Annotated in this window: 19 protein-coding genes; 6 read left to right on the top strand and 13 right to left on the bottom strand. The window is 66.5% G+C overall.

From position 1 onward, the window contains the following. Positions 1 to 7 precede the first annotated feature (7 nt). From osmF to IE224_RS02395, 5 genes are all read right to left on the bottom strand, one after another. On the bottom strand, positions 8 to 913 hold the full coding sequence (osmF, locus tag IE224_RS02415; RefSeq protein WP_167623164.1) for a glycine betaine ABC transporter substrate-binding protein OsmF: 906 nt from the start codon (positions 911 to 913) through the stop codon (positions 8 to 10). A 68-nt stretch (positions 914 to 981) separates the two neighbouring features. Next, positions 982 to 1,560, bottom strand: coding sequence for a DUF1190 domain-containing protein (locus tag IE224_RS02410; RefSeq protein ID WP_167623163.1), 579 nt, complete (start codon positions 1,558 to 1,560; stop codon positions 982 to 984). An 11-nt stretch (positions 1,561 to 1,571) separates the two neighbouring features. Continuing rightward, complete coding sequence (locus IE224_RS02405; RefSeq protein WP_191307786.1) at positions 1,572 to 2,798, bottom strand: glutathionylspermidine synthase family protein; 1,227 nt, start codon at positions 2,796 to 2,798, stop codon at positions 1,572 to 1,574. A 49-nt stretch (positions 2,799 to 2,847) separates the two neighbouring features. After that, a complete protein-coding gene (locus IE224_RS02400) occupies positions 2,848 to 3,309 on the bottom strand; it encodes an Lrp/AsnC family transcriptional regulator (protein ID WP_191307783.1) in 462 nt (153 codons plus the stop codon). Continuing rightward, complete coding sequence (locus IE224_RS02395; RefSeq protein WP_191307780.1) at positions 3,306 to 3,761, bottom strand: Lrp/AsnC family transcriptional regulator; 456 nt, start codon at positions 3,759 to 3,761, stop codon at positions 3,306 to 3,308. Before IE224_RS02395 ends, IE224_RS02400 begins: the two co-directional genes overlap by 4 nt. Positions 3,762 to 3,890: 129 nt before the next feature. On the opposite strand from IE224_RS02395, the gene ilvC reads away from it, so the two are divergent. Beyond that, complete coding sequence (gene ilvC, locus IE224_RS02390; RefSeq protein ID WP_191307778.1) at positions 3,891 to 4,913, top strand: ketol-acid reductoisomerase; 1,023 nt, start codon at positions 3,891 to 3,893, stop codon at positions 4,911 to 4,913. A 131-nt stretch (positions 4,914 to 5,044) separates the two neighbouring features. On the opposite strand, the gene yghU is transcribed toward ilvC, so the two are convergent. Beyond that, positions 5,045 to 5,911, bottom strand: coding sequence for a glutathione-dependent disulfide-bond oxidoreductase (gene yghU / locus IE224_RS02385; protein WP_191307776.1), 867 nt, complete (start codon positions 5,909 to 5,911; stop codon positions 5,045 to 5,047). A 103-nt stretch (positions 5,912 to 6,014) separates the two neighbouring features. Here yghU and IE224_RS02380 point away from each other — a divergent pair, with 103 nt between their 5' ends. After that, the gene (locus tag IE224_RS02380) at positions 6,015 to 7,094 is read left to right on the top strand and encodes a PA0069 family radical SAM protein (protein WP_191307773.1); all 1,080 of its coding nucleotides are present in this window, start codon (positions 6,015 to 6,017) and stop codon (positions 7,092 to 7,094) included. An 8-nt stretch (positions 7,095 to 7,102) separates the two neighbouring features. Here the strand turns inward: IE224_RS02380 and IE224_RS02375 are convergent, their stop codons facing one another. The 7 genes from IE224_RS02375 to IE224_RS02345 all read right to left on the bottom strand — a co-directional run bounded on the left by IE224_RS02375 (position 7,103) and on the right by IE224_RS02345 (position 11,953). Then, positions 7,103 to 7,468 (bottom strand): DUF983 domain-containing protein, encoded by a 366-nt coding sequence (locus IE224_RS02375; RefSeq protein WP_167623157.1) that lies wholly within the window; start codon positions 7,466 to 7,468, stop codon positions 7,103 to 7,105. Beyond that, on the bottom strand, positions 7,465 to 8,247 hold the full coding sequence (locus tag IE224_RS02370) for a YoaK family protein (protein WP_191307770.1): 783 nt from the start codon (positions 8,245 to 8,247) through the stop codon (positions 7,465 to 7,467). The genes IE224_RS02375 and IE224_RS02370 overlap by 4 nt, the downstream gene beginning before the upstream one ends. 49 nt (positions 8,248 to 8,296) lie before the next feature. Then, positions 8,297 to 9,259 carry a betaine--homocysteine S-methyltransferase gene (bmt, locus tag IE224_RS02365; RefSeq protein ID WP_191307768.1) on the bottom strand — a complete coding sequence of 321 codons (963 nt, stop codon included), beginning with the start codon at positions 9,257 to 9,259 and terminating at the stop codon, positions 8,297 to 8,299. Between the two features lie 160 nt (positions 9,260 to 9,419). Further along, entirely contained in the window at positions 9,420 to 10,004 is a 585-nt protein-coding gene (rplI, locus tag IE224_RS02360) for a 50S ribosomal protein L9 (protein WP_167623154.1), read from the bottom strand. Between the two features lie 12 nt (positions 10,005 to 10,016). Continuing rightward, positions 10,017 to 10,244, bottom strand: coding sequence for a 30S ribosomal protein S18 (rpsR, locus tag IE224_RS02355; protein ID WP_103173059.1), 228 nt, complete (start codon positions 10,242 to 10,244; stop codon positions 10,017 to 10,019). A gap of 2 nt (positions 10,245 to 10,246) precedes the next feature. Further along, positions 10,247 to 10,714, bottom strand: a complete 468-nt coding sequence (rpsF, locus tag IE224_RS02350; protein ID WP_191307766.1) for a 30S ribosomal protein S6 — start codon at positions 10,712 to 10,714, stop codon at positions 10,247 to 10,249. 177 nt (positions 10,715 to 10,891) lie between these two features. Then, complete coding sequence (locus IE224_RS02345) at positions 10,892 to 11,953, bottom strand: cytochrome-c peroxidase (RefSeq protein WP_229849218.1); 1,062 nt, start codon at positions 11,951 to 11,953, stop codon at positions 10,892 to 10,894. Positions 11,954 to 12,102: 149 nt separating this feature from the next. Here IE224_RS02345 and speB point away from each other — a divergent pair, with 149 nt between their 5' ends. From speB to IE224_RS02325, 4 genes are all read left to right on the top strand, one after another. After that, on the top strand, positions 12,103 to 13,062 hold the full coding sequence (speB, locus tag IE224_RS02340; protein ID WP_191308263.1) for an agmatinase: 960 nt from the start codon (positions 12,103 to 12,105) through the stop codon (positions 13,060 to 13,062). Between the two features lie 105 nt (positions 13,063 to 13,167). Continuing rightward, on the top strand, positions 13,168 to 14,220 hold the full coding sequence (gene prfA / locus IE224_RS02335; protein WP_167623151.1) for a peptide chain release factor 1: 1,053 nt from the start codon (positions 13,168 to 13,170) through the stop codon (positions 14,218 to 14,220). Next, positions 14,217 to 15,041: a peptide chain release factor N(5)-glutamine methyltransferase gene (gene prmC, locus IE224_RS02330; protein WP_191307761.1), complete on the top strand. Its 825-nt coding sequence runs from the start codon at positions 14,217 to 14,219 to the stop codon at positions 15,039 to 15,041. The genes prfA and prmC overlap by 4 nt, the downstream gene beginning before the upstream one ends. A gap of 260 nt (positions 15,042 to 15,301) precedes the next feature. Then, positions 15,302 to 16,162, top strand: a complete 861-nt coding sequence (locus IE224_RS02325) for a DUF4167 domain-containing protein (RefSeq protein ID WP_191307759.1) — start codon at positions 15,302 to 15,304, stop codon at positions 16,160 to 16,162. The last annotated feature ends 24 nt before the right edge of the window (positions 16,163 to 16,186 follow it).

Genomic DNA, 16,186 nt, shown 5'->3' with positions numbered 1-16,186 from the left:
TGCCCGGTCAGTCCAGAAAGCCCGCCTGCGTCAGATAGTCCTGCGCCACGGCCGAGGCCGGCTCGCCGCCGATCTGGATGCGGCCGTTCAGTGTCTGGAGCGTCTGCAGCGTCAGCGAGGCGAAGATCGGCTCCAGCACCTCGGCGATCTGGGGATGGGCCTCCAGCACCTCGGCACGGACGATGGGGGCGGGCTGGTAGACCGGCTGGACGGCCTTGTCGTCCTCCATCACCAGAAGTCCCGCCTCGGCGATGGCGCCGTCGGTGCCATAGACCATGGCCGCGTTCACGCCCGATGTCTGCTGCGCCGCCGCCGCGATGGTCGCCGCCGTGTCGCCGCCCGCAAGCTGCACAAGCTGGTCAGGCGTCAGCGCGAAGCCGTAGGTTTCCTGGAAGGCCGGCAGCGCCGCCGGAGAGGTCACGAATTCGGTCGAGGCCGCCAGCTTCACCTGGCCGCCGCCCGCGATCCATTCGCCCATCTGGCTCATGGTGGCCAGGCCGTTTTCCTCGGCCACCTCCTGGCGCAGGGCGATGGCCCAGGTGTTGTTTGCAGGCGAGGGCGTCAGCCAGACGATGTTGTTCTGTTCGCGGTCCAGTTCCGCCACGCGGGCATAGCCTTGGGCCGCGTCCTTCCAGACCGGGCTGTCGGCCTCGTTGAAGAAGAAGGCGCCGTTGGCGGTATATTCGGGATAGATGTCGATCTGGCCTGCCACGATGGCGTCGCGCATGATCGGCGTGCCGCCCAGTTGCAGGCGGTCCTGCACCGGCAGACCCGCGTCCTGCAGCGCCAGCAGGATCATGTTGCCCAGCAGCCCGCCTTCGGTGTCGATCTTCGAGGATACGACGATGTCCTGCGCGGCAAGGGGTGTGGCCGCCATCAGAAGGGTGGCGGCAAGCGGGGCAAGGCGGGGCATGGCAAACTCCTGACGGGACAAGGCAAGACGCTGTGGCCCGGCCAAGGTTCACTCAAATCCGCGAGGGGTCAACCGCCAAAGCTGCGGCTGCCCGCGCTTGAACCAAAGCCCCCGCGCGACGCGGCGGTTGCCCGCGACATCGGCGGCTGGCCAGCGGTCGCCGCAGGCCGGGCGAACTGGCTGCTGTTCAGCGCCGCGCGGCCGGTATTGCTGGAGAATGTGCTGGTGCGCGCGGCGTTGGTGTAGCCCCCCTGGGCGTTGCGATACATCGGCTGGGACCGCGACAATCCGCCGCCCCCCAGCATCGACCCGATCAGGTATCCGGCCAGCAGCGGCATGAAGATGCTGCCCGACCCGCCGTTCGAGACCTGCTGGTCCTCGGACCCGCAATTGCCGACGCCATGCTGTTCCTCGCAGACCTGAAGGCTGTCGTATCGGGGCGCGGATTCGACATGAAGCTGTTCGGCCTCGGCGAAGGATTGCTGGCATTCGGCCTCGGTGAACAAACCGCCCTGGGCCGCGGCGGCCTGGCAACTGGCCAGATCGGGAAAGGCCTGCGCGTCCACCTGTTCCTCGCGGCAGCCGGCGATGGCGAAGCTGGCGGCGCCAAGGATGGTCAGGGCAACGGCTCTGGAACGTTTCCTCATGTCTTCCCCCTTTAGTCCGCGATGAAATGCGGCTTGAAGCGCGACAGGTCCTGCGTGATGCGGGCCCGGTCCTCTCGCAGGCCCATGCCCACGCAGGCGTCCCCCACGATCCAGGCGCCGACGATCGGCTTGAAGCCGTCGAAGTCGGGCAAGGGCGCATAGGCCTGAACGATGCGCGGATGCTGGTCATAGTCGGTATTTGGGGACGCCTCGGTCACATCGCCAGCCTCGACGATGCTGACGCCCGCGCCCTCGCGCGAAAAGATCGGCTTGACCACATGGCCGCGCTTGAACTGGTCGGCAACCTTGTCAAAGGCCGCCGCGACACCGGGGACGGGGCGACCGCCGGCCACAAGCGCATCGGCCACGTCATCGGCGAAGAAGGCGGGCAGCAGGTTCGGATGGCCTTCGAACATCTGCCACAGGACGGGCAGGATGCCCTTGTTCGACACAAGCGCCTTCCAGGCCGGTTCCAGGAACAGGCAGCCCGAGCCCTTGATGTGGCGCGCGTAATCGTCGCGCAGCAGATCCTCCCAAGGATACAGCTTGAACAGCGTGCCGATCACCCGATCCTCGGCATCGACGAACTGGCCCTGCTTGGTCACGCCCAGCTTGTCGAGGTCGGTGTAATGCGCGCCCATCCCGGCTTCGCGTGCGGCCCAGGCCATGGCCTCGACAGTGGCGTAATCCTCGGGGTTGTCGGCCATCGCGGTGAAGTGGATGTCGGTGTTGCGGTCGAAAAGCGCGCGGAAGCGTTCCACAAGCGCCTCGTGGATGCCGTTGAACTGGTCCGCCCCGCGCGGCAGGACGCCCGCCGCCAATTGGTCCTCCAGCCATTGCCACTGGAAGGCCGCGCTTTCGTAAAGCGAGGTCGGCGTGTCGGCATTGTATTCCAGCAATTTCGCCGGGCCGGTGCCGTCATAGGCCAGGTCCAGGCGGCCATAAATCTCGGGCTCGTTGCGGCGCCAGCTGTCGGCCACCAGGTCGCGGTGGGGGTCGGGGATGCCCAGACGCTCCATCATTTCCTGGCTGGTCACGATTTCGGCCACGGCGTCGCGGCACATGGCGTGCAGGTCGGTCGAGGGTTCCTCGATATCGTCCTCGATCTGGCGCAGCGTGAACTGGTATGCCGAGCTTTCGTCCCAATAGGGCTCGCCATGCATGTCGGCGAAGGTGAAGCCCACCTCTTTAGCGGTGTCGCGCCAGTCAGGCCGTTCGGGAAGGGTGATCTTTTGCATGAGCGGATCTGTAGCGCGGGACAAGGGACGGGGCCAGACGAAACGCGCCTCAGGCGCTAAGGGGTCCCGGTCTGCGTTCCTCGGATAGCATCACATTCGCCTCGACCTGGCCCACGCCGGGCAGGGTCATGATCCGGCGGCGCAGGATGCGCTCGAAATCGCTGATGTCGCGGGCGGTGACCCGCAGGCGATAGTCGAACTGGCCCAGGACGTGCTGGACAAGCTGCACCTCGGGGATGGCGGTGACGGCGCGCTCGAAGTCCTCCAGACCGGTGCGGCCCTTGGCGGCCAGCTTGATGCCCAGAAAGACCGTGACGCCAAAGCCAAGCGCCGCCTGGTCCAGCACCACACGCCGTCCCGCGATCACGCCCTGGTCGGTCAGCCGCTTGATGCGCCGCCAGGCGGCAGGCTGGCCGATGCCGACCGCGCGGCCCACATCGGCGGCGCTGCGCGTGGCATCCGTGGCCAGGACGCGCAGGATTGCCAGGTCGGTCGCATCCACTTCGGTCACAGCGCCAGTTCCCCGCTGTCCTTGATGGTGGCGACCAGCATCAGGGCGTCCAGTTCGGCGAGATGCGGCAGGGTCAGGATGCGGTCGCGATAGACCTGCTGCCAATGGGCCATGTCGCGCGCGATAACGGATGCCCGCCAGTCCACGCTGCCCAGGAAGGACTGGATTTCGATCACCTCGGGCACCTGGCGCAGGGCTGCCAGGAATTCGTCGAAGGCGCGGGGGTTGGTCTTGTCCAGGGTGAAGCGCAAGGACACCTCGACCGCCCAGCCCATCGCCCGCCAGTCGATGCGCGCCTGCACGCCCTTCAGGACGCCCGCCTCGCGCATCCGTTCCAGCCGCCGCCACAAAGCAGCGGATGTCACGCCCGCGCGTTCGGCCAGGGTGGCATTCGCGGCCTCGGGCTCGGCCAGAAGCTGGCGCAGGATCCGACGATCGGTGCTGTCAGGCATGAATGTCATGGGAAATCCCATATCACGGCATGATCTTTTCGCAAGACGGGTAAGATTATGCAGTCACTGTGCAGGCATCATCGCGACCGGAACGCTAGAACGGCACCAGCAGAATGAAAGGATCACATCATGCGCGTTTACTATGATCGCGATTGCGACGTTAACCTGATCAAGGACAAGAAGGTCGCGATCCTGGGCTATGGCAGCCAAGGCCATGCCCATGCGCTGAACCTGCGCGATTCGGGCGCCAAGAACCTCGTCGTCGCCCTGCGCGAGGGTTCCCCCTCGGCCAAGAAGGCCGAAGGCGAGGGGCTGAAGGTCATGGGCATCGCCGAGGCAGCCGCTTGGGCCGACCTGATCATGTTCACCATGCCCGACGAATTGCAGGCCGAAACCTACAAGAAATACGTCCACGACAACCTGCGCGAAGGCGCGGCGATCGCCTTTGCCCACGGCCTGAACGTGCATTTCGGCCTGATCGAGCCGAAGCCGGGCGTCGATGTCATCATGATGGCCCCCAAGGGCCCCGGCCACACGGTCCGTGGCGAATATACCAAAGGCGGCGGCGTTCCCTGCCTGGTGGCGGTCCACAACGACGCGACGGGCAAGGCGCTTGACGTGGCGCTGTCCTATTGCTCGGCCATCGGCGGTGGCCGTTCGGGCATCATCGAGACCAACTTCCGCGAGGAATGCGAAACCGACCTGTTCGGCGAACAGGCGGTCCTGTGCGGCGGCCTGGTGGAACTGATCCGCTGCGGCTTCGAAACCCTGGTCGAGGCGGGCTATGAGCCCGAGATGGCCTATTTCGAATGCCTGCACGAGGTGAAGCTGATCGTGGACCTGATCTATGAAGGCGGCATCGCCAACATGGACTACTCGATCTCGAACACGGCGGAATACGGCCAGTATGTGACCGGCCCGCGCATCCTGCCCTACGAGGAAACCAAGGCCCGCATGAAGGCGGTTCTGCAGGACATCCAGCAGGGCAAGTTCGTGCGCGACTTCATGCTGGAGAACGCCGTGGGCCAGCCGACGCTGAAGGCCTCGCGCCGCGCCAATGACGAACACCAGATCGAACAGGTCGGCGCGAAGCTGCGCGAGATGATGCCCTGGATCTCCAAGGGCAAGATGGTGGACCGCGCGCGGAACTGATCCGTCAGAAAGGCTGGGGGCTGTCTGCCCCCAGACCCCTGAGGATATTTGGACACAGAAGATGAGGCTGGCTTATCTTCTATGCTCAATCCTGGGGGAGTCCGAAGAAGGGGGGCGACGCCCCCCTTCTTTCATTGCGTCCCGATCTTGTCCTGCGTGCGGGTCTGGAAGTCGCTGGCATCGTGGCGTTCCCACAATTGCTGCGACGGATCGCCCGAGGTCTTGTTGACCATGATCCCGCGCTGCACGGCGGGACGGACCGCGATCTCGTCATGCCAGCGGCGGACGTTGGCATAGATGTCCGCATCCAGGAAGGTCGCCGCATCGCCATACAGCTTGCCTGCCACGACCTGCCCATACCAGGGCCAGATCGCCATGTCGGCGATGGAGTATTCGTCGCCTGCCATGAAGCGGTTGTCGGCCAGATGGCGGTTCAGCACGTCAAGCTGGCGCTTGGCCTCCATCGTATAGCGGTCGATGGCGTATTCGATCTTGACCGGCGCATAGGCGTAGAAATGCCCGAAGCCGCCGCCCAGGAAAGGGGCGGATCCCATCTGCCAAAACAGCCAGTTCATCGCCTCGGTCCGTGCGGTGGGATCGGCGGGCAGGAAGGCCCCGAACTTTTCCGCCAGGTAGACCAGAATGGACCCGGATTCGAAGACCCGGCGCGGCGGCGTCACCGAATGGTCCATCATCGCCGGGATCTTGGAGTTGGGGTTGGCGGCGACGAAGCCGCTGCCGAACTGGTCGCCGTCGCCGATGCGGATCAGCCAGGCGTCGTATTCGGCGTCATGGCCCGCCTCCAGCAACTCCTCGAGCATGATCGTGACCTTCTGCCCGTTGGGCGTGGCCAGCGAATAAAGCTGCAGGGGATGACGGCCCACGGGCAGGTCGCGGTCGAACTGCGCCCCGGCGGTCGGTTTGTTGATGCTGGCGAACTGGCCTCCGTTCTGGCCCTTCTGGCTCCACACCTTTGGCGGGGTGTAATCGTCGGTCATGACGGCCTCCTGACTGTGATGGGCGCAGGATGGCGGTGGTCGGATGGAACATCAACCATCAAAAATGCTGGCAGATGTTCGTGAAATGTTCTAAAACTGGGCCATGCTGCCGCCCCGCGATCCCGACAAGCGCCTGAAGGCCCGAGGCACCGATACCCGACCAGACGGGCGGTTCGAGCCGCACCAGCGGCTGCGCGAATCTGACGGCTGGGACATCCCCGAGGACAGCCACTTGCTGCGCACCCAGGTCACGGTGGAACGGCCGCGCAGCATCATCACGCGCAACACCTCGCCCGACATTTCCTTCGACCGCTCGCTCAATCCCTATCGCGGCTGCGAACATGGCTGCATCTATTGCTACGCCCGGCCGACCCATGCGTATCTCGGCCTGTCGCCGGGCCTGGATTTCGAGACGCGCATCACCGCCAAGCCGGATGCCGCCGAATTGCTGGCCCGCGAACTGGCGCGCCCCAGCTATCGGCCTGCGCCAATCGCGCTTGGCACGAATACCGACCCTTACCAGCCGGTCGAATCCCGGCTGGCGATCATGCCGGGGATCCTGCGGGTTCTGTCGGACTGGAACCATCCGGTGACGCTAGTCACGCGGGGTCAGACGGTTCTGCGCGACCTGGACCTGTGGGCGGAACTGGCGGCCAAGCGGATGGCGGCGGTCGGCGTCAGCATCACGACGCTGGATGGCGGTCTCGCCCGGACCATGGAGCCGCGCGCCCCCGCACCCGCCACGCGCCTTCGGATGATCCGCGAGTTGTCGTCCGCCGGTGTCCCGGTGCGCGTGATGGTGGCCCCCGTCATCCCTGTCCTGACCGAGCCCGAGATCGAGGCGATCCTGGCTGCCGCGCGCGAGGCAGGGGCCACCACCGCCAGCATGATCCCCCTGCGCCTGCCGCATGAGGTCGCGCCCCTGTTCCGCAACTGGCTGGACCGCCACCATCCCGGCATGGCCGCCCATGTGATGAACCGCGTTGCGGCCATGCGCGGCGGGCGGGACAACGATCCGCGCTTCGGCCATCGTTTCCGGGGCGAGGGCGTCGAGGCGGATCTGGCCCTGCAGCGGTTTCGGCTGGCGCGCCGGCGGCTGGGCTATCACAAGGACGCCGCGACGCTGGATTGCAGCCGCTTCGGGCCGCCCCAGCGGGCGGGGGACCAGTTGTCGCTGTTCTAGGCGCCCCCTTAGGCGCCCCGGTCCTGTTCGTTCTTGGCCCAGAGATAGCCGATGAAGGCGCCCTTGACGAAGCGCAGCAGGATCAGCGTCACGACCGTCGTGATGCCCCCGGTGATCAGCAGCAGCATCACGGGCGAGGGGCGGAACAGCACCCAGGTAAAGCCGATCAGCGGGATCAGCAGCAAAAGCATGATGGTCATTGCAAAGAAGGCCGGGCCGTCCGCCGCCGGATATCGGCCCAAGGGGGCATGGCACACCTCGCATTCCGGCGGCACGCCCAGATAGCCCCGCAGTAGCTTGCCCTTGCCGCAATTGGGGCATCTGTTCATCAATCCGCGAAGGACTGCTGTCTGGGCGTCGCGTTCCTCGGTCATGGTCGTGGTCCTTCTGGCTTTGCGGCCGGTCCCCTGCGCGTCAACGGCCCCGGCGAAAGGCCGGGCGCCGCAAGCGCCAGCAGCAGAACCGCCAGCGGCAGCGAGAAATAGAAACCAACCATTGCATACCCCATGGCCCCAACGATCCCGCCCAGCACATAGGTTCCGACGATCGACAGCAGGATGCGCAGTTTCCGCAGGTCCGCGCTGGCTCCGCGTCCCGGTTGAACCAGCCGGTATATCGCCCGACCTCCCTCGATCCCGATATCGGTGATCATCCCCGTAGCATGGGTAGTCCGGATCCGCGCGCCCGAGATCTTGGTGATCGTGGCGTTCTGCATCCCCATGATGAAGCACAGGCAGGCAAGCGCGAACAGCCGCCCCGACGTGGTGGTGAAGATGCCGCCGAAGGCAAAGCAGCCCAGGCAGAAGCCCTGGACCGCAAGCGGCAGGGCAAATTGCTGCCGGCCCATCCGGTGCCGCGCCCAGTGGACCAGAAAAGCGCAAAAGGCCGCCCCCGCGGTAAAGGCGCCGATTGCCAGCAGCGCCGTACCCGTCACCAGCAGGTTGCCGACGGCCAGGCTATCGGCGATCTGCGACAGATAGCCTGTCATATGTGACGTGTATTGTCCCAGGGCGAAGAAGCCGCCGGCATTCGACGCGCCCGCGATGCCTGCCAGGAACAGCGCCAGGACATGATCGCTGCCCCGGCTGCGGCGGTGGCTGACCAGCACCTTTGCCGAAGTCAGGGGGCGAAGAAAGCGGGTGCGGCGTGCCATGGGGCCAATCTAGCCAATGGCTTGCCGCCTGTCAGCAGAGCAGGCGGTTCTAGACCCCGCCGACCGAGGAAAAGCCGCCAAGCCGGGCGGCGATTTCCTCAAGCGAGGGGCGCGGGCCTGCGGGGCGGGTTTCCAGGGCCTCGCGCATGGCACGCAGATGGGCAGGCGTGGTGCCGCAGCAGCCGCCGATGATGCGCACGCCCAGGTCGCGGGCCAGGCAGGCGTAATCGGCCATGATCTCGGGCGTGCCGTCGTAATGCAGGTGCCCGGCCTCCAGATGCGGGATACCGGCATTGCCCTTGGCGATGATGGGGCGTTCATTGCCCGATGCCACGAAATCGCGCACCGTCCGCAGCAGATCCGCCGCGCCAACGCCGCAATTGGCGCCATAGGCGACGGGCGGGTTCGGCAGGCGTTCCACGAGGGCCGCAAGCTGGGCCGAGGTCACGCCCATGATCGTGCGGCCCGCGGTGTCAAAGCTCATCATGCCGCACCAGGGCAGGTCCGCCAGGCGCGCGGCTTCGGCCGCGGCGCGGAACTCTCGTTCGCAGCTGATGGTCTCGACCCACAGGATGTCGACCCCGCCTTCCTTCAGCGCCTCGGCCTGTTCATGGAACATCTCGACCGCGCGGGTCTGGGACAGGCTGCCGATGGGGGCCATGATCTCGCCCGTGGGTCCGATATTGCCTGCCACGATGACCTTGCGGCCGCTGGCATCCGCGATGTCGCGGGCCATTGCGGCGCCTGCGAGGTTCAGTTCGCGAACCCGGTGGGCGGCGCCTTGCAGCCGCAGTCGGCTGGCATTGCCGCCAAAGGTGTTGGTCAGGAAAAGATCCGCGCCCGCATCGACCGAATCCTTGTAAAGGCGACGGACTTTTTCGGGGTGATCGGCATTCCACAATTCGGGCGCGACATTCGAAGCCAGGCCCATGTTGAACAGGTTCGTGCCCGTCGCGCCGTCGGCCATCAGCCAGTCGCGGCTGGCAAGAAGCTGGCTGAGAGGGTCGGGCATCACCTGTCCTGCGGTAAAATGCGAAATATCCGTCCAGGGACGGCTACCAATCATCAAGTCCATGATACGTCTGGTTCCGGTGGGAAACAATTTGCACATGAACGAAAATGGGCCGCGACGGTTTCCCGGCGCAGCCCTGACGTTTGCGTGTGCGGCCGGATCAGTTCCGGTCGTCGTCCCCGTCGTCCGAGGCGCCGCCGATATCGTCGAACAGTTCGGCGATCTCGAATTCGGCCTCGGCATCGGCCTCGGCGGCCAGATCCTGGATCGACTTGCCCTGCGCCTGAAGCTCGGCTTCCTCGGGCGAACGGGCGACGTTCAGCACGATGGTTGCGTCAACCTCGGGGTGCAGCACGATGCTGACCTGGTGCAGGCCCAGATCCTTGATCGGCTGGTTCAGCACGACCTGCTTGCGGTCCAGCGTGAAGCCGGCCTCGGTCGCGGCTTCGGCCGCATCGCGGGTGGTCACGGAACCATAAAGCGCGCCGGCATCCGAGGCGGAACGGATGACCACGAAGGTCTGGCCGTCCAGCTTGTCGGCGATCTTCTGCGCTTCGGCCTTCGATTCAGCGTTTTGCGCTTCCAGTTGCACCTTGCGGCCTTCGAACGCCTTGATGTTGGCGTCCGATGCGCGCAGCGCCTTGCCTTGCGGCAAGAGGAAGTTGCGGGCAAAGCCCTCTTTCACGTTGACGACTTCGCCCATCTGGCCAAGTTTCGCCACGCGTTCCAGCAGGATGACTTGCATGTCCTTGTCCCCTTACTTCACGACATAGGGCAGCAGGGCCAGGAAGCGGGCGCGCTTGATGGCGCGGGCCAGCTCGCGCTGCTTCTTGGCGGACACGGCGGTGATCCGCGAAGGCACGATCTTGCCGCGTTCGGAAATGTAACGCTGCAGCAGGCGCGTGTCCTTGTAGTCGATCGCCGGAGCGTTTTCACCCGAGAAGGGGCAAACCTTGCGGCGGCGGAAGAACGGTTTGTTCGCCATGTTCAGATCCTTTCAGTCCGCTCGCGGCGTTCGCCGCGATCACCACGGTCGCCACCACGATCACCGCGGTCGCCACGGTCACGGTCCCCGCGGTCGCCGCGCGGGCGGTCGCCACGGTCGCCGCGGTCACCACGCTCGCCGCGCTCTTCGCGCTTCTGCATCTGGACCGAGGGGCCTTCCTCGTGCTTGTCGACGCGCACGGTCATGACGCGCATCACGTCGTCATGCAGGCGGGCCAGACGCTCCATTTCCTGCACGGCGGCCGAGGGCGCGTCCGAACGCAGGAAGGCATAGTGGCCCTTGCGGTTCTTGTTGATCTTGTAGGCAAGGGTGCGGACACCCCAGTATTCGTTTTCGACCACCTTGCCGCCGTTGTCGGCCAGCACGGTCGAGAAATGTTCGATCAGCCCTTCGGCCTGCGTGTTCGACAGGTCCTGGCGGGCGATCAGCACATGCTCGTACAGAGGCATGGCATCCCTTTCAGATTCAGGCGCATTTCATCGACGGGCAATCCTTCCGCACCCGTCACGAGAGGCTGCGCCGGTTGCAAGGTCTCGGCGGAAGGATGGGGTCTTATAGCGGCGAATGCTGGGGATGCAAGGTGATTCGCGGCTGCCCGGCCTGGCAGGACCAGGCCGGGTGGTGCCTCATTGCACCATCGGCTGGGGCAGCGGCGTGTCCATGTTTCGCACCGGCAGGATGGGGTGGACCACCTGCGGCTGCTTGCCCGTCAGCGTGCCCAGAAAGGCCACGATCTCGTCGACCTGCGTTTCGGCCAGTTCGGTGCCAAGCTGGGACGAGGACATGATCTGCACCGCCTCGCGCAGGTCCCAGACGGCGCCGGAATGGAAATAGGGCGCGGTCAGCACGACGTTGCGAAGGGGTGCGGCCCGGAAGACATAGTCGTCGCTAGCCGTCTGCGTCACGGTGAAGCGGCCCCGGTCGCCTTCGGGCAGGACAGATCCGCCGGGACGTTCAACCACGCCGAAGGGATAATAGTCCTGGCCGCCCACGTTCACGCCGGAATGGCAGGCGGTGCAGCCCGTGTCCATGAAGGATGCAAGGCCGCGCTTTTCCTGTTCCGTCATCGCCGCGTCATCGCCTTTCAGATAGCGGTCGAAGGCGCTGTCGGGGGTGATGAGGGTCGCCTCGAAGGCCTCGATCGCGCGGGCGAAGTTGTCGAAGCTGACGGGCGTTGCCTCGTCGGGGAAGGCCGCCTCGAAGGCATCGACATAGCCTGGCATCGACTTCAGCGTGCCGATCAGGTTCTCGGGGGTGTTGTTCATCTCGACCCCGGCCTGGACGGGGCCTTTCGCCTGTTCGGCAAGGTCCGGCGCGCGGCCGTCCCAGAACTGCGCGATGTTGAAGATCGCGTTCAGCATGGTGGGCGAATTGCGCGGCCCCTGCTGCCAGCCGTGCCCGATCGAGGTGGTCAGCCCGTCCACGCCGCCCAGGCCCACGTTGTGGCAGGTCTGGCAGGAAAACAGGCCCGACAGCGACATGCGCGGATCGAAGAACAGCTTGGCCCCCAGATCCACCCGTTCCGGGGTCAGCACGTTGTTGGCCGGGGCCTGGGGCGTCTGGGGAATGGGCTCGAACCACTCCAAGGCGGCGGCCCGCAGGTCGGCATCCGGCGGAAGCGCGGTCTGGGCCAGCAGGGGCTGCGCAAGCGCGCCCAGTGCCGCGATGGCAAGAAGGGATGTCTTCATAGCTGTTTCTCGTTTCATGTCTCGCGCGCCCGGGATGGATGATGCCGGCCATTCGCGACCGCCGCCCTGATGCAGATCAAACCGGGGCGCTTGCGATGCGCGCTGCGCTGCGCCACGATGCCGCATGGCAGCAGGGCGGGATGGCTTGGATGGCGCTTGAGGATGCAAAGAATCAGGTCGATCAGGCCTTTACCCGGAAAGATCCGCGCGGCCTGTCCTTCGAGAACGCCTTCGGCGGCGCCACCAGCTTCCTGCGCCGGCGATACAGCAAGGATCTGGCGGGGGTGGATGTGGCGGTGACGGGCATCCCCTTCGACCAGGCGGTGACGCACCGCCCCGGCACGCGCTTCGGCCCGCGCGCCATCCGCGAGGCGTCCGCCCTGCAAGCCTTCGATGCGCCCTATGGCTGGGGCTATGACCCGCTGTCCCTGCTGACGGTGGTGGATTACGGCGACATGGCCTTCGATTACGCCAACACGCGAGAGGTGCCCGCGCGGATCGAGGCGCATGTCGGCGCGATCCTGGACGCGGGCGCGGCGCCGGTGACGCTGGGCGGGGATCATTCCATCACCCTGCCGATCCTGCGCGCGGTGGCCGCCCGGCGCGGTCCGGTGGCGCTGATCCAGTTCGACGCCCATTCCGACACCTGGGTGGATGACGACCCGGACCGGATCGACCACGGGACGTTCCTCTACAAGGCGATCCGAGAGGGGGCCGTGGATCCTGCGGCCAGCGTCAGCGTCGGCATCCGCACCGACAATCCCGATACGCTTGGCGTGACGATCCTTGACGCGCCGTCGGTGCATCGCGACGGGGTGGACGCCACGCTGGCCCGGATCCGGCAGGTGATCGGCGACCGTCCGGTCTATGTGACCTTCGACATCGATGCCCTGGACCCCGCCTTCGCGCCCGGCACCGGCACGCCGGTCTGGGGCGGGCTGGCAAGCTGGCAGGCGGCGGCGCTGCTGCGCGGGCTTGCGGGGATCGACCTGATCGGCGGCGACGTGGTCGAGGTTTCTCCCCCTTACGACACGACCGGGGCCACGGCGATTGCGGGGGCGCATGTGGCGATGGAACTGATCGCGCTTTACGGCTGGACCCGGCGCTGACCTTGGTCCCGCGGTGGCGGGGGCTGTCTGCCCCCGGACCCCCGAGGGTATTTCGGCAACGAAGAAGTCCTTGTTTGCCTGATCGGGCGCGGGTAATCCCCCGCCATGTTGCCCGAAGATCGCCTGTCCCAGATCGTCCAGCGGTTCGAGTTTCTCGAAGCGCAGTTGAATGCCGGCGCGGCCCCCGACCAGATCGCCCGGATCAGCCGCGAATATGCCGAGTTGAAGCCCGTGGTCGAGCAGATCGCCCGCTGGCGCGATGCCCGCGCCGGCCTGGCCGATGCCGAGGCGATGCTGGCCGACCCCGAGATGCGCGACCTGGCCGCAGATGAACTGGCCCGGCTGCGCGAGGAAATGCCCGCACTGGAGCAGGCCTTGCGCATCGCCCTGCTGCCCAAGGACGCGGCGGACGCCCGCCCTGCCATGATCGAGATCCGCCCCGGCACCGGGGGCGACGAGGCTGCGTTGTTCGCTGGCGATCTGCTGTCCATGTATCGCCGCCATGCCGAACAGCAGGGCTGGAGCTTCCAGATGCTGGATCTGACGGAAACCGAACTGGGCGGCGTCAAGGAAGCCGTGGCAAGGATCGAGGGCGAGGGGGTCTTTGCCCGGCTGAAATACGAATCCGGCGTCCACCGCGTCCAGCGGGTCCCTGAAACCGAATCGGGCGGGCGCATCCACACCAGTGCCGCCACCGTGGCGGTCCTGCCCGAGGCCGAGGAGGTCGATATCGACATCCCCGCCGGCGACATCCGCATCGACACCATGCGGGCCAGCGGGGCGGGCGGACAGCATGTGAACACCACCGATTCGGCGGTGCGGATCACCCATCTTCCCACCGGCATCGTCGTCACCAGCAGCGAGAAGTCCCAGCACCAGAACCGGGCCAATGCCATGGCCGTGCTGCGCGCGCGGCTTTACGACATGGAGCGCTCGCGCGCCGATGCGGAACGAGCGGCGGATCGCAAGTCCCAGGTCGGCTCGGGCGACCGCAGCGAACGGATCCGCACCTACAACTTCCCACAGGGGCGGATGACGGACCATCGCATCAACCTGACGCTTTACGCCCTCGACCGGATCATGGCGGGCGATCTGACCGAGATCATCGACGCGCTGACCGCGCATGACCAGGCCGCCCGCCTGGCCGCCGAGGGATGAGGCTTTCCGAGGCCCGCGCTGATGCTGCCCGCCGGTTGGCTGCGGCCGGGATCGAGGGGGCGGCCCGCGATGCCGACCGCATCCTTGCGGCCGTGCTGGGAATCGAGCCCGCCCGGCTGCGCATCCTCGACGACCGTAACCTGACGGCCGACGAAGCGGTCAGGCTGCACAGCGGGATTGCCGCCCGCGCCGCCCGCCAGCCCGTTGCGCAGATCGTGGGGTTCCGTGATTTCTATGCCCATCGCTTTGCCGTCACCCCCGACACGCTGGACCCGCGCCCGGAAACCGAGGTGCTGGTGCAGGCCGCCCTTGATCTTCCGTGGACCACCGTCCTGGACCTGGGGACGGGGACGGGGGCCATTCTGTTGTCGCTTCTGGCGGCGCGGGCGGGAGCAAGCGGGCTGGGGACCGACATCTCGGCTGCCGCCCTTGACGTGGCGCGACGCAATGCCCAGATCATCGACGTAACGGCAGGCTTTGCGCAGGCCGACTGGTTTGACGGGATAACGGGCCGCTTTGACCTGATCGTCTCGAACCCGCCCTATATCGCGCTGGACGAGATGGCATCCCTTGCGCCCGATGTCCGCGCGTGGGAGCCGCATGGCGCCCTGACCGACGGGGCCGACGGGCTGACGGCCTTTCGCGCCATCGCGGCGGGGGCGGCGGGCCATCTGTCGCCGGGGGGTCATGTCCTGGTCGAGATCGGGCCGACACAGGCCGGGGCCGTGGCGGCCTTGTTTGCGCAAGCAGGGGCAAAGACGCAGGTGATCCGCGATCTGGATGGTCGCGATCGTGTCGTTCTGGCCTGTTTCGGGGCGTGAAACCCGGGAAACGCCGCCGAAATGCAAGTTTTCGCTTGTCACCCTGCGCCGGGCATGGTTAGTCGCCCTTGTGCAGGGGGCAGCGATGCCACCGCACGGGTCAGCCTGAAAAAGCCGATTCCCTTATGGACGCCTGCCGCGTTCGTTCGGGCGAAGGCCGGGTTGAACGGCAAAGTCATTCATCTGCGATGCCCGTGCCGCCCGCGATGCCGTCCAGATCACTGGATCCCGGATTTACTGGAATCACGACAGACAAACTGATGAGATCATCGAAATCCCGTTCGCGCAACAAGTCGAACCGCCAGCGTTCGCTGGGCAATGTCGTCAACCGCGTCTTCGACAGCTCTGGCCCCGAAGGCAAGGTGCGCGGCACGCCCCAGCAGATCATCGAGAAATACCTGACGCTGGCGCGTGACGCGCAGCTGTCGGGCGACCGGGTGGCCGAGCAATCCTTCCTGCAACATGCCGAGCATTACACGCGGATGCTGGGCGAGGCGCAAAAGGAAATGGCCGAACGCCAGCAATTTCACCAGCCCCGCCAAGACGACGATGGGCGCGAGGCCCAGCCGAACGGCAATGGCGGCCAGCAGCACCGCGACCAAGGCGCGCGCGAGCAGGGCAGCCGCGACGACGGCGGACGCGATCATGGCAACGGCCGCGACCAAGCCCGGCGCGAGCATGGCGGCCGCGACAATGGTGGCCGCGACAATATCGGACGCGACAATGGCCATCAGGGCCAGCAGCGCGACCACGTGTCCCGCGACCAGGGCGGCAACCGCGATCAAGGCCATCGCGAACAGCCGCGCCTCGAGCCGCTGGTCGAGGAACAGCCCGAGTTCCAGCCGGAAGCCCCTGCTGCCCGGCCCGTTCCTGCGCCGCAGGAACCGTCGCAGCCCGATCCTGTCATGGACCCCGATGCCAAGGGCTTGCCCGATCCTGTGACCACCTCGGACGATGAGGGTGCAGGTCTGGTCGAGACGCCCGAGGCGGCCGCAAGGCCCGCCCGCGCCCGCGCGCCCCGCGCCCCCCGTGGCGACAAGCCCGCGGCGCCCCGCCCCCGGGCCCGCCGCAAGCCGGCCGAGGATGGGGGCGAGAACAAGCCCCAGGCGAGCGAGGAATAAGAAAAGGGCCGCGGCGATCAGCCA

The organism is Paracoccus aerius (assembly GCF_014656455.1).
GTDB lineage: Bacteria > Pseudomonadota > Alphaproteobacteria > Rhodobacterales > Rhodobacteraceae > Paracoccus > Paracoccus aerius.
Note: the sequence above shows the minus strand (reverse complement) of the source record. Positions and strands in the feature narration are given on the sequence as shown.

Bases quoted from the DNA above. Each gene is read 5' to 3' on its own strand.
- osmF (WP_167623164.1), bottom strand. From the start codon at position 913: ATGCCCCGCCTTGCCCCGCTTGCCGCCACCCTTCTGATGGCGGCCACA.
- IE224_RS02395 (WP_191307780.1), bottom strand. From the start codon at position 3,761: ATGCCTGACAGCACCGATCGTCGGATCCTGCGCCAGCTTCTGGCCGAG.
- rpsF (WP_191307766.1), bottom strand. From the start codon at position 10,714: ATGCCTCTGTACGAGCATGTGCTGATCGCCCGCCAGGACCTGTCGAAC.
- rpsR (WP_103173059.1), bottom strand. From the start codon at position 10,244: ATGGCGAACAAACCGTTCTTCCGCCGCCGCAAGGTTTGCCCCTTCTCG.
- IE224_RS02370 (WP_191307770.1), bottom strand. From the start codon at position 8,247: ATGGCACGCCGCACCCGCTTTCTTCGCCCCCTGACTTCGGCAAAGGTG.
- rplI (WP_167623154.1), bottom strand. From the start codon at position 10,004: ATGCAAGTCATCCTGCTGGAACGCGTGGCGAAACTTGGCCAGATGGGC.
- speB (WP_191308263.1), top strand. From the start codon at position 12,103: ATGGCGCTTGAGGATGCAAAGAATCAGGTCGATCAGGCCTTTACCCGG.
- prfA (WP_167623151.1), top strand. From the start codon at position 13,168: ATGTTGCCCGAAGATCGCCTGTCCCAGATCGTCCAGCGGTTCGAGTTT.
- IE224_RS02375 (WP_167623157.1), bottom strand. From the start codon at position 7,468: ATGACCGAGGAACGCGACGCCCAGACAGCAGTCCTTCGCGGATTGATG.
- IE224_RS02380 (WP_191307773.1), top strand. From the start codon at position 6,015: ATGCTGCCGCCCCGCGATCCCGACAAGCGCCTGAAGGCCCGAGGCACC.
- IE224_RS02405 (WP_191307786.1), bottom strand. From the start codon at position 2,798: ATGCAAAAGATCACCCTTCCCGAACGGCCTGACTGGCGCGACACCGCT.
- ilvC (WP_191307778.1), top strand. From the start codon at position 3,891: ATGCGCGTTTACTATGATCGCGATTGCGACGTTAACCTGATCAAGGAC.
- yghU (WP_191307776.1), bottom strand. From the start codon at position 5,911: ATGACCGACGATTACACCCCGCCAAAGGTGTGGAGCCAGAAGGGCCAG.
- IE224_RS02345 (WP_229849218.1), bottom strand. From the start codon at position 11,953: ATGAAGACATCCCTTCTTGCCATCGCGGCACTGGGCGCGCTTGCGCAG.
- bmt (WP_191307768.1), bottom strand. From the start codon at position 9,259: ATGCCCGACCCTCTCAGCCAGCTTCTTGCCAGCCGCGACTGGCTGATG.
- IE224_RS02325 (WP_191307759.1), top strand. From the start codon at position 15,302: ATGAGATCATCGAAATCCCGTTCGCGCAACAAGTCGAACCGCCAGCGT.
- IE224_RS02410 (WP_167623163.1), bottom strand. From the start codon at position 1,560: ATGAGGAAACGTTCCAGAGCCGTTGCCCTGACCATCCTTGGCGCCGCC.
- prmC (WP_191307761.1), top strand. From the start codon at position 14,217: ATGAGGCTTTCCGAGGCCCGCGCTGATGCTGCCCGCCGGTTGGCTGCG.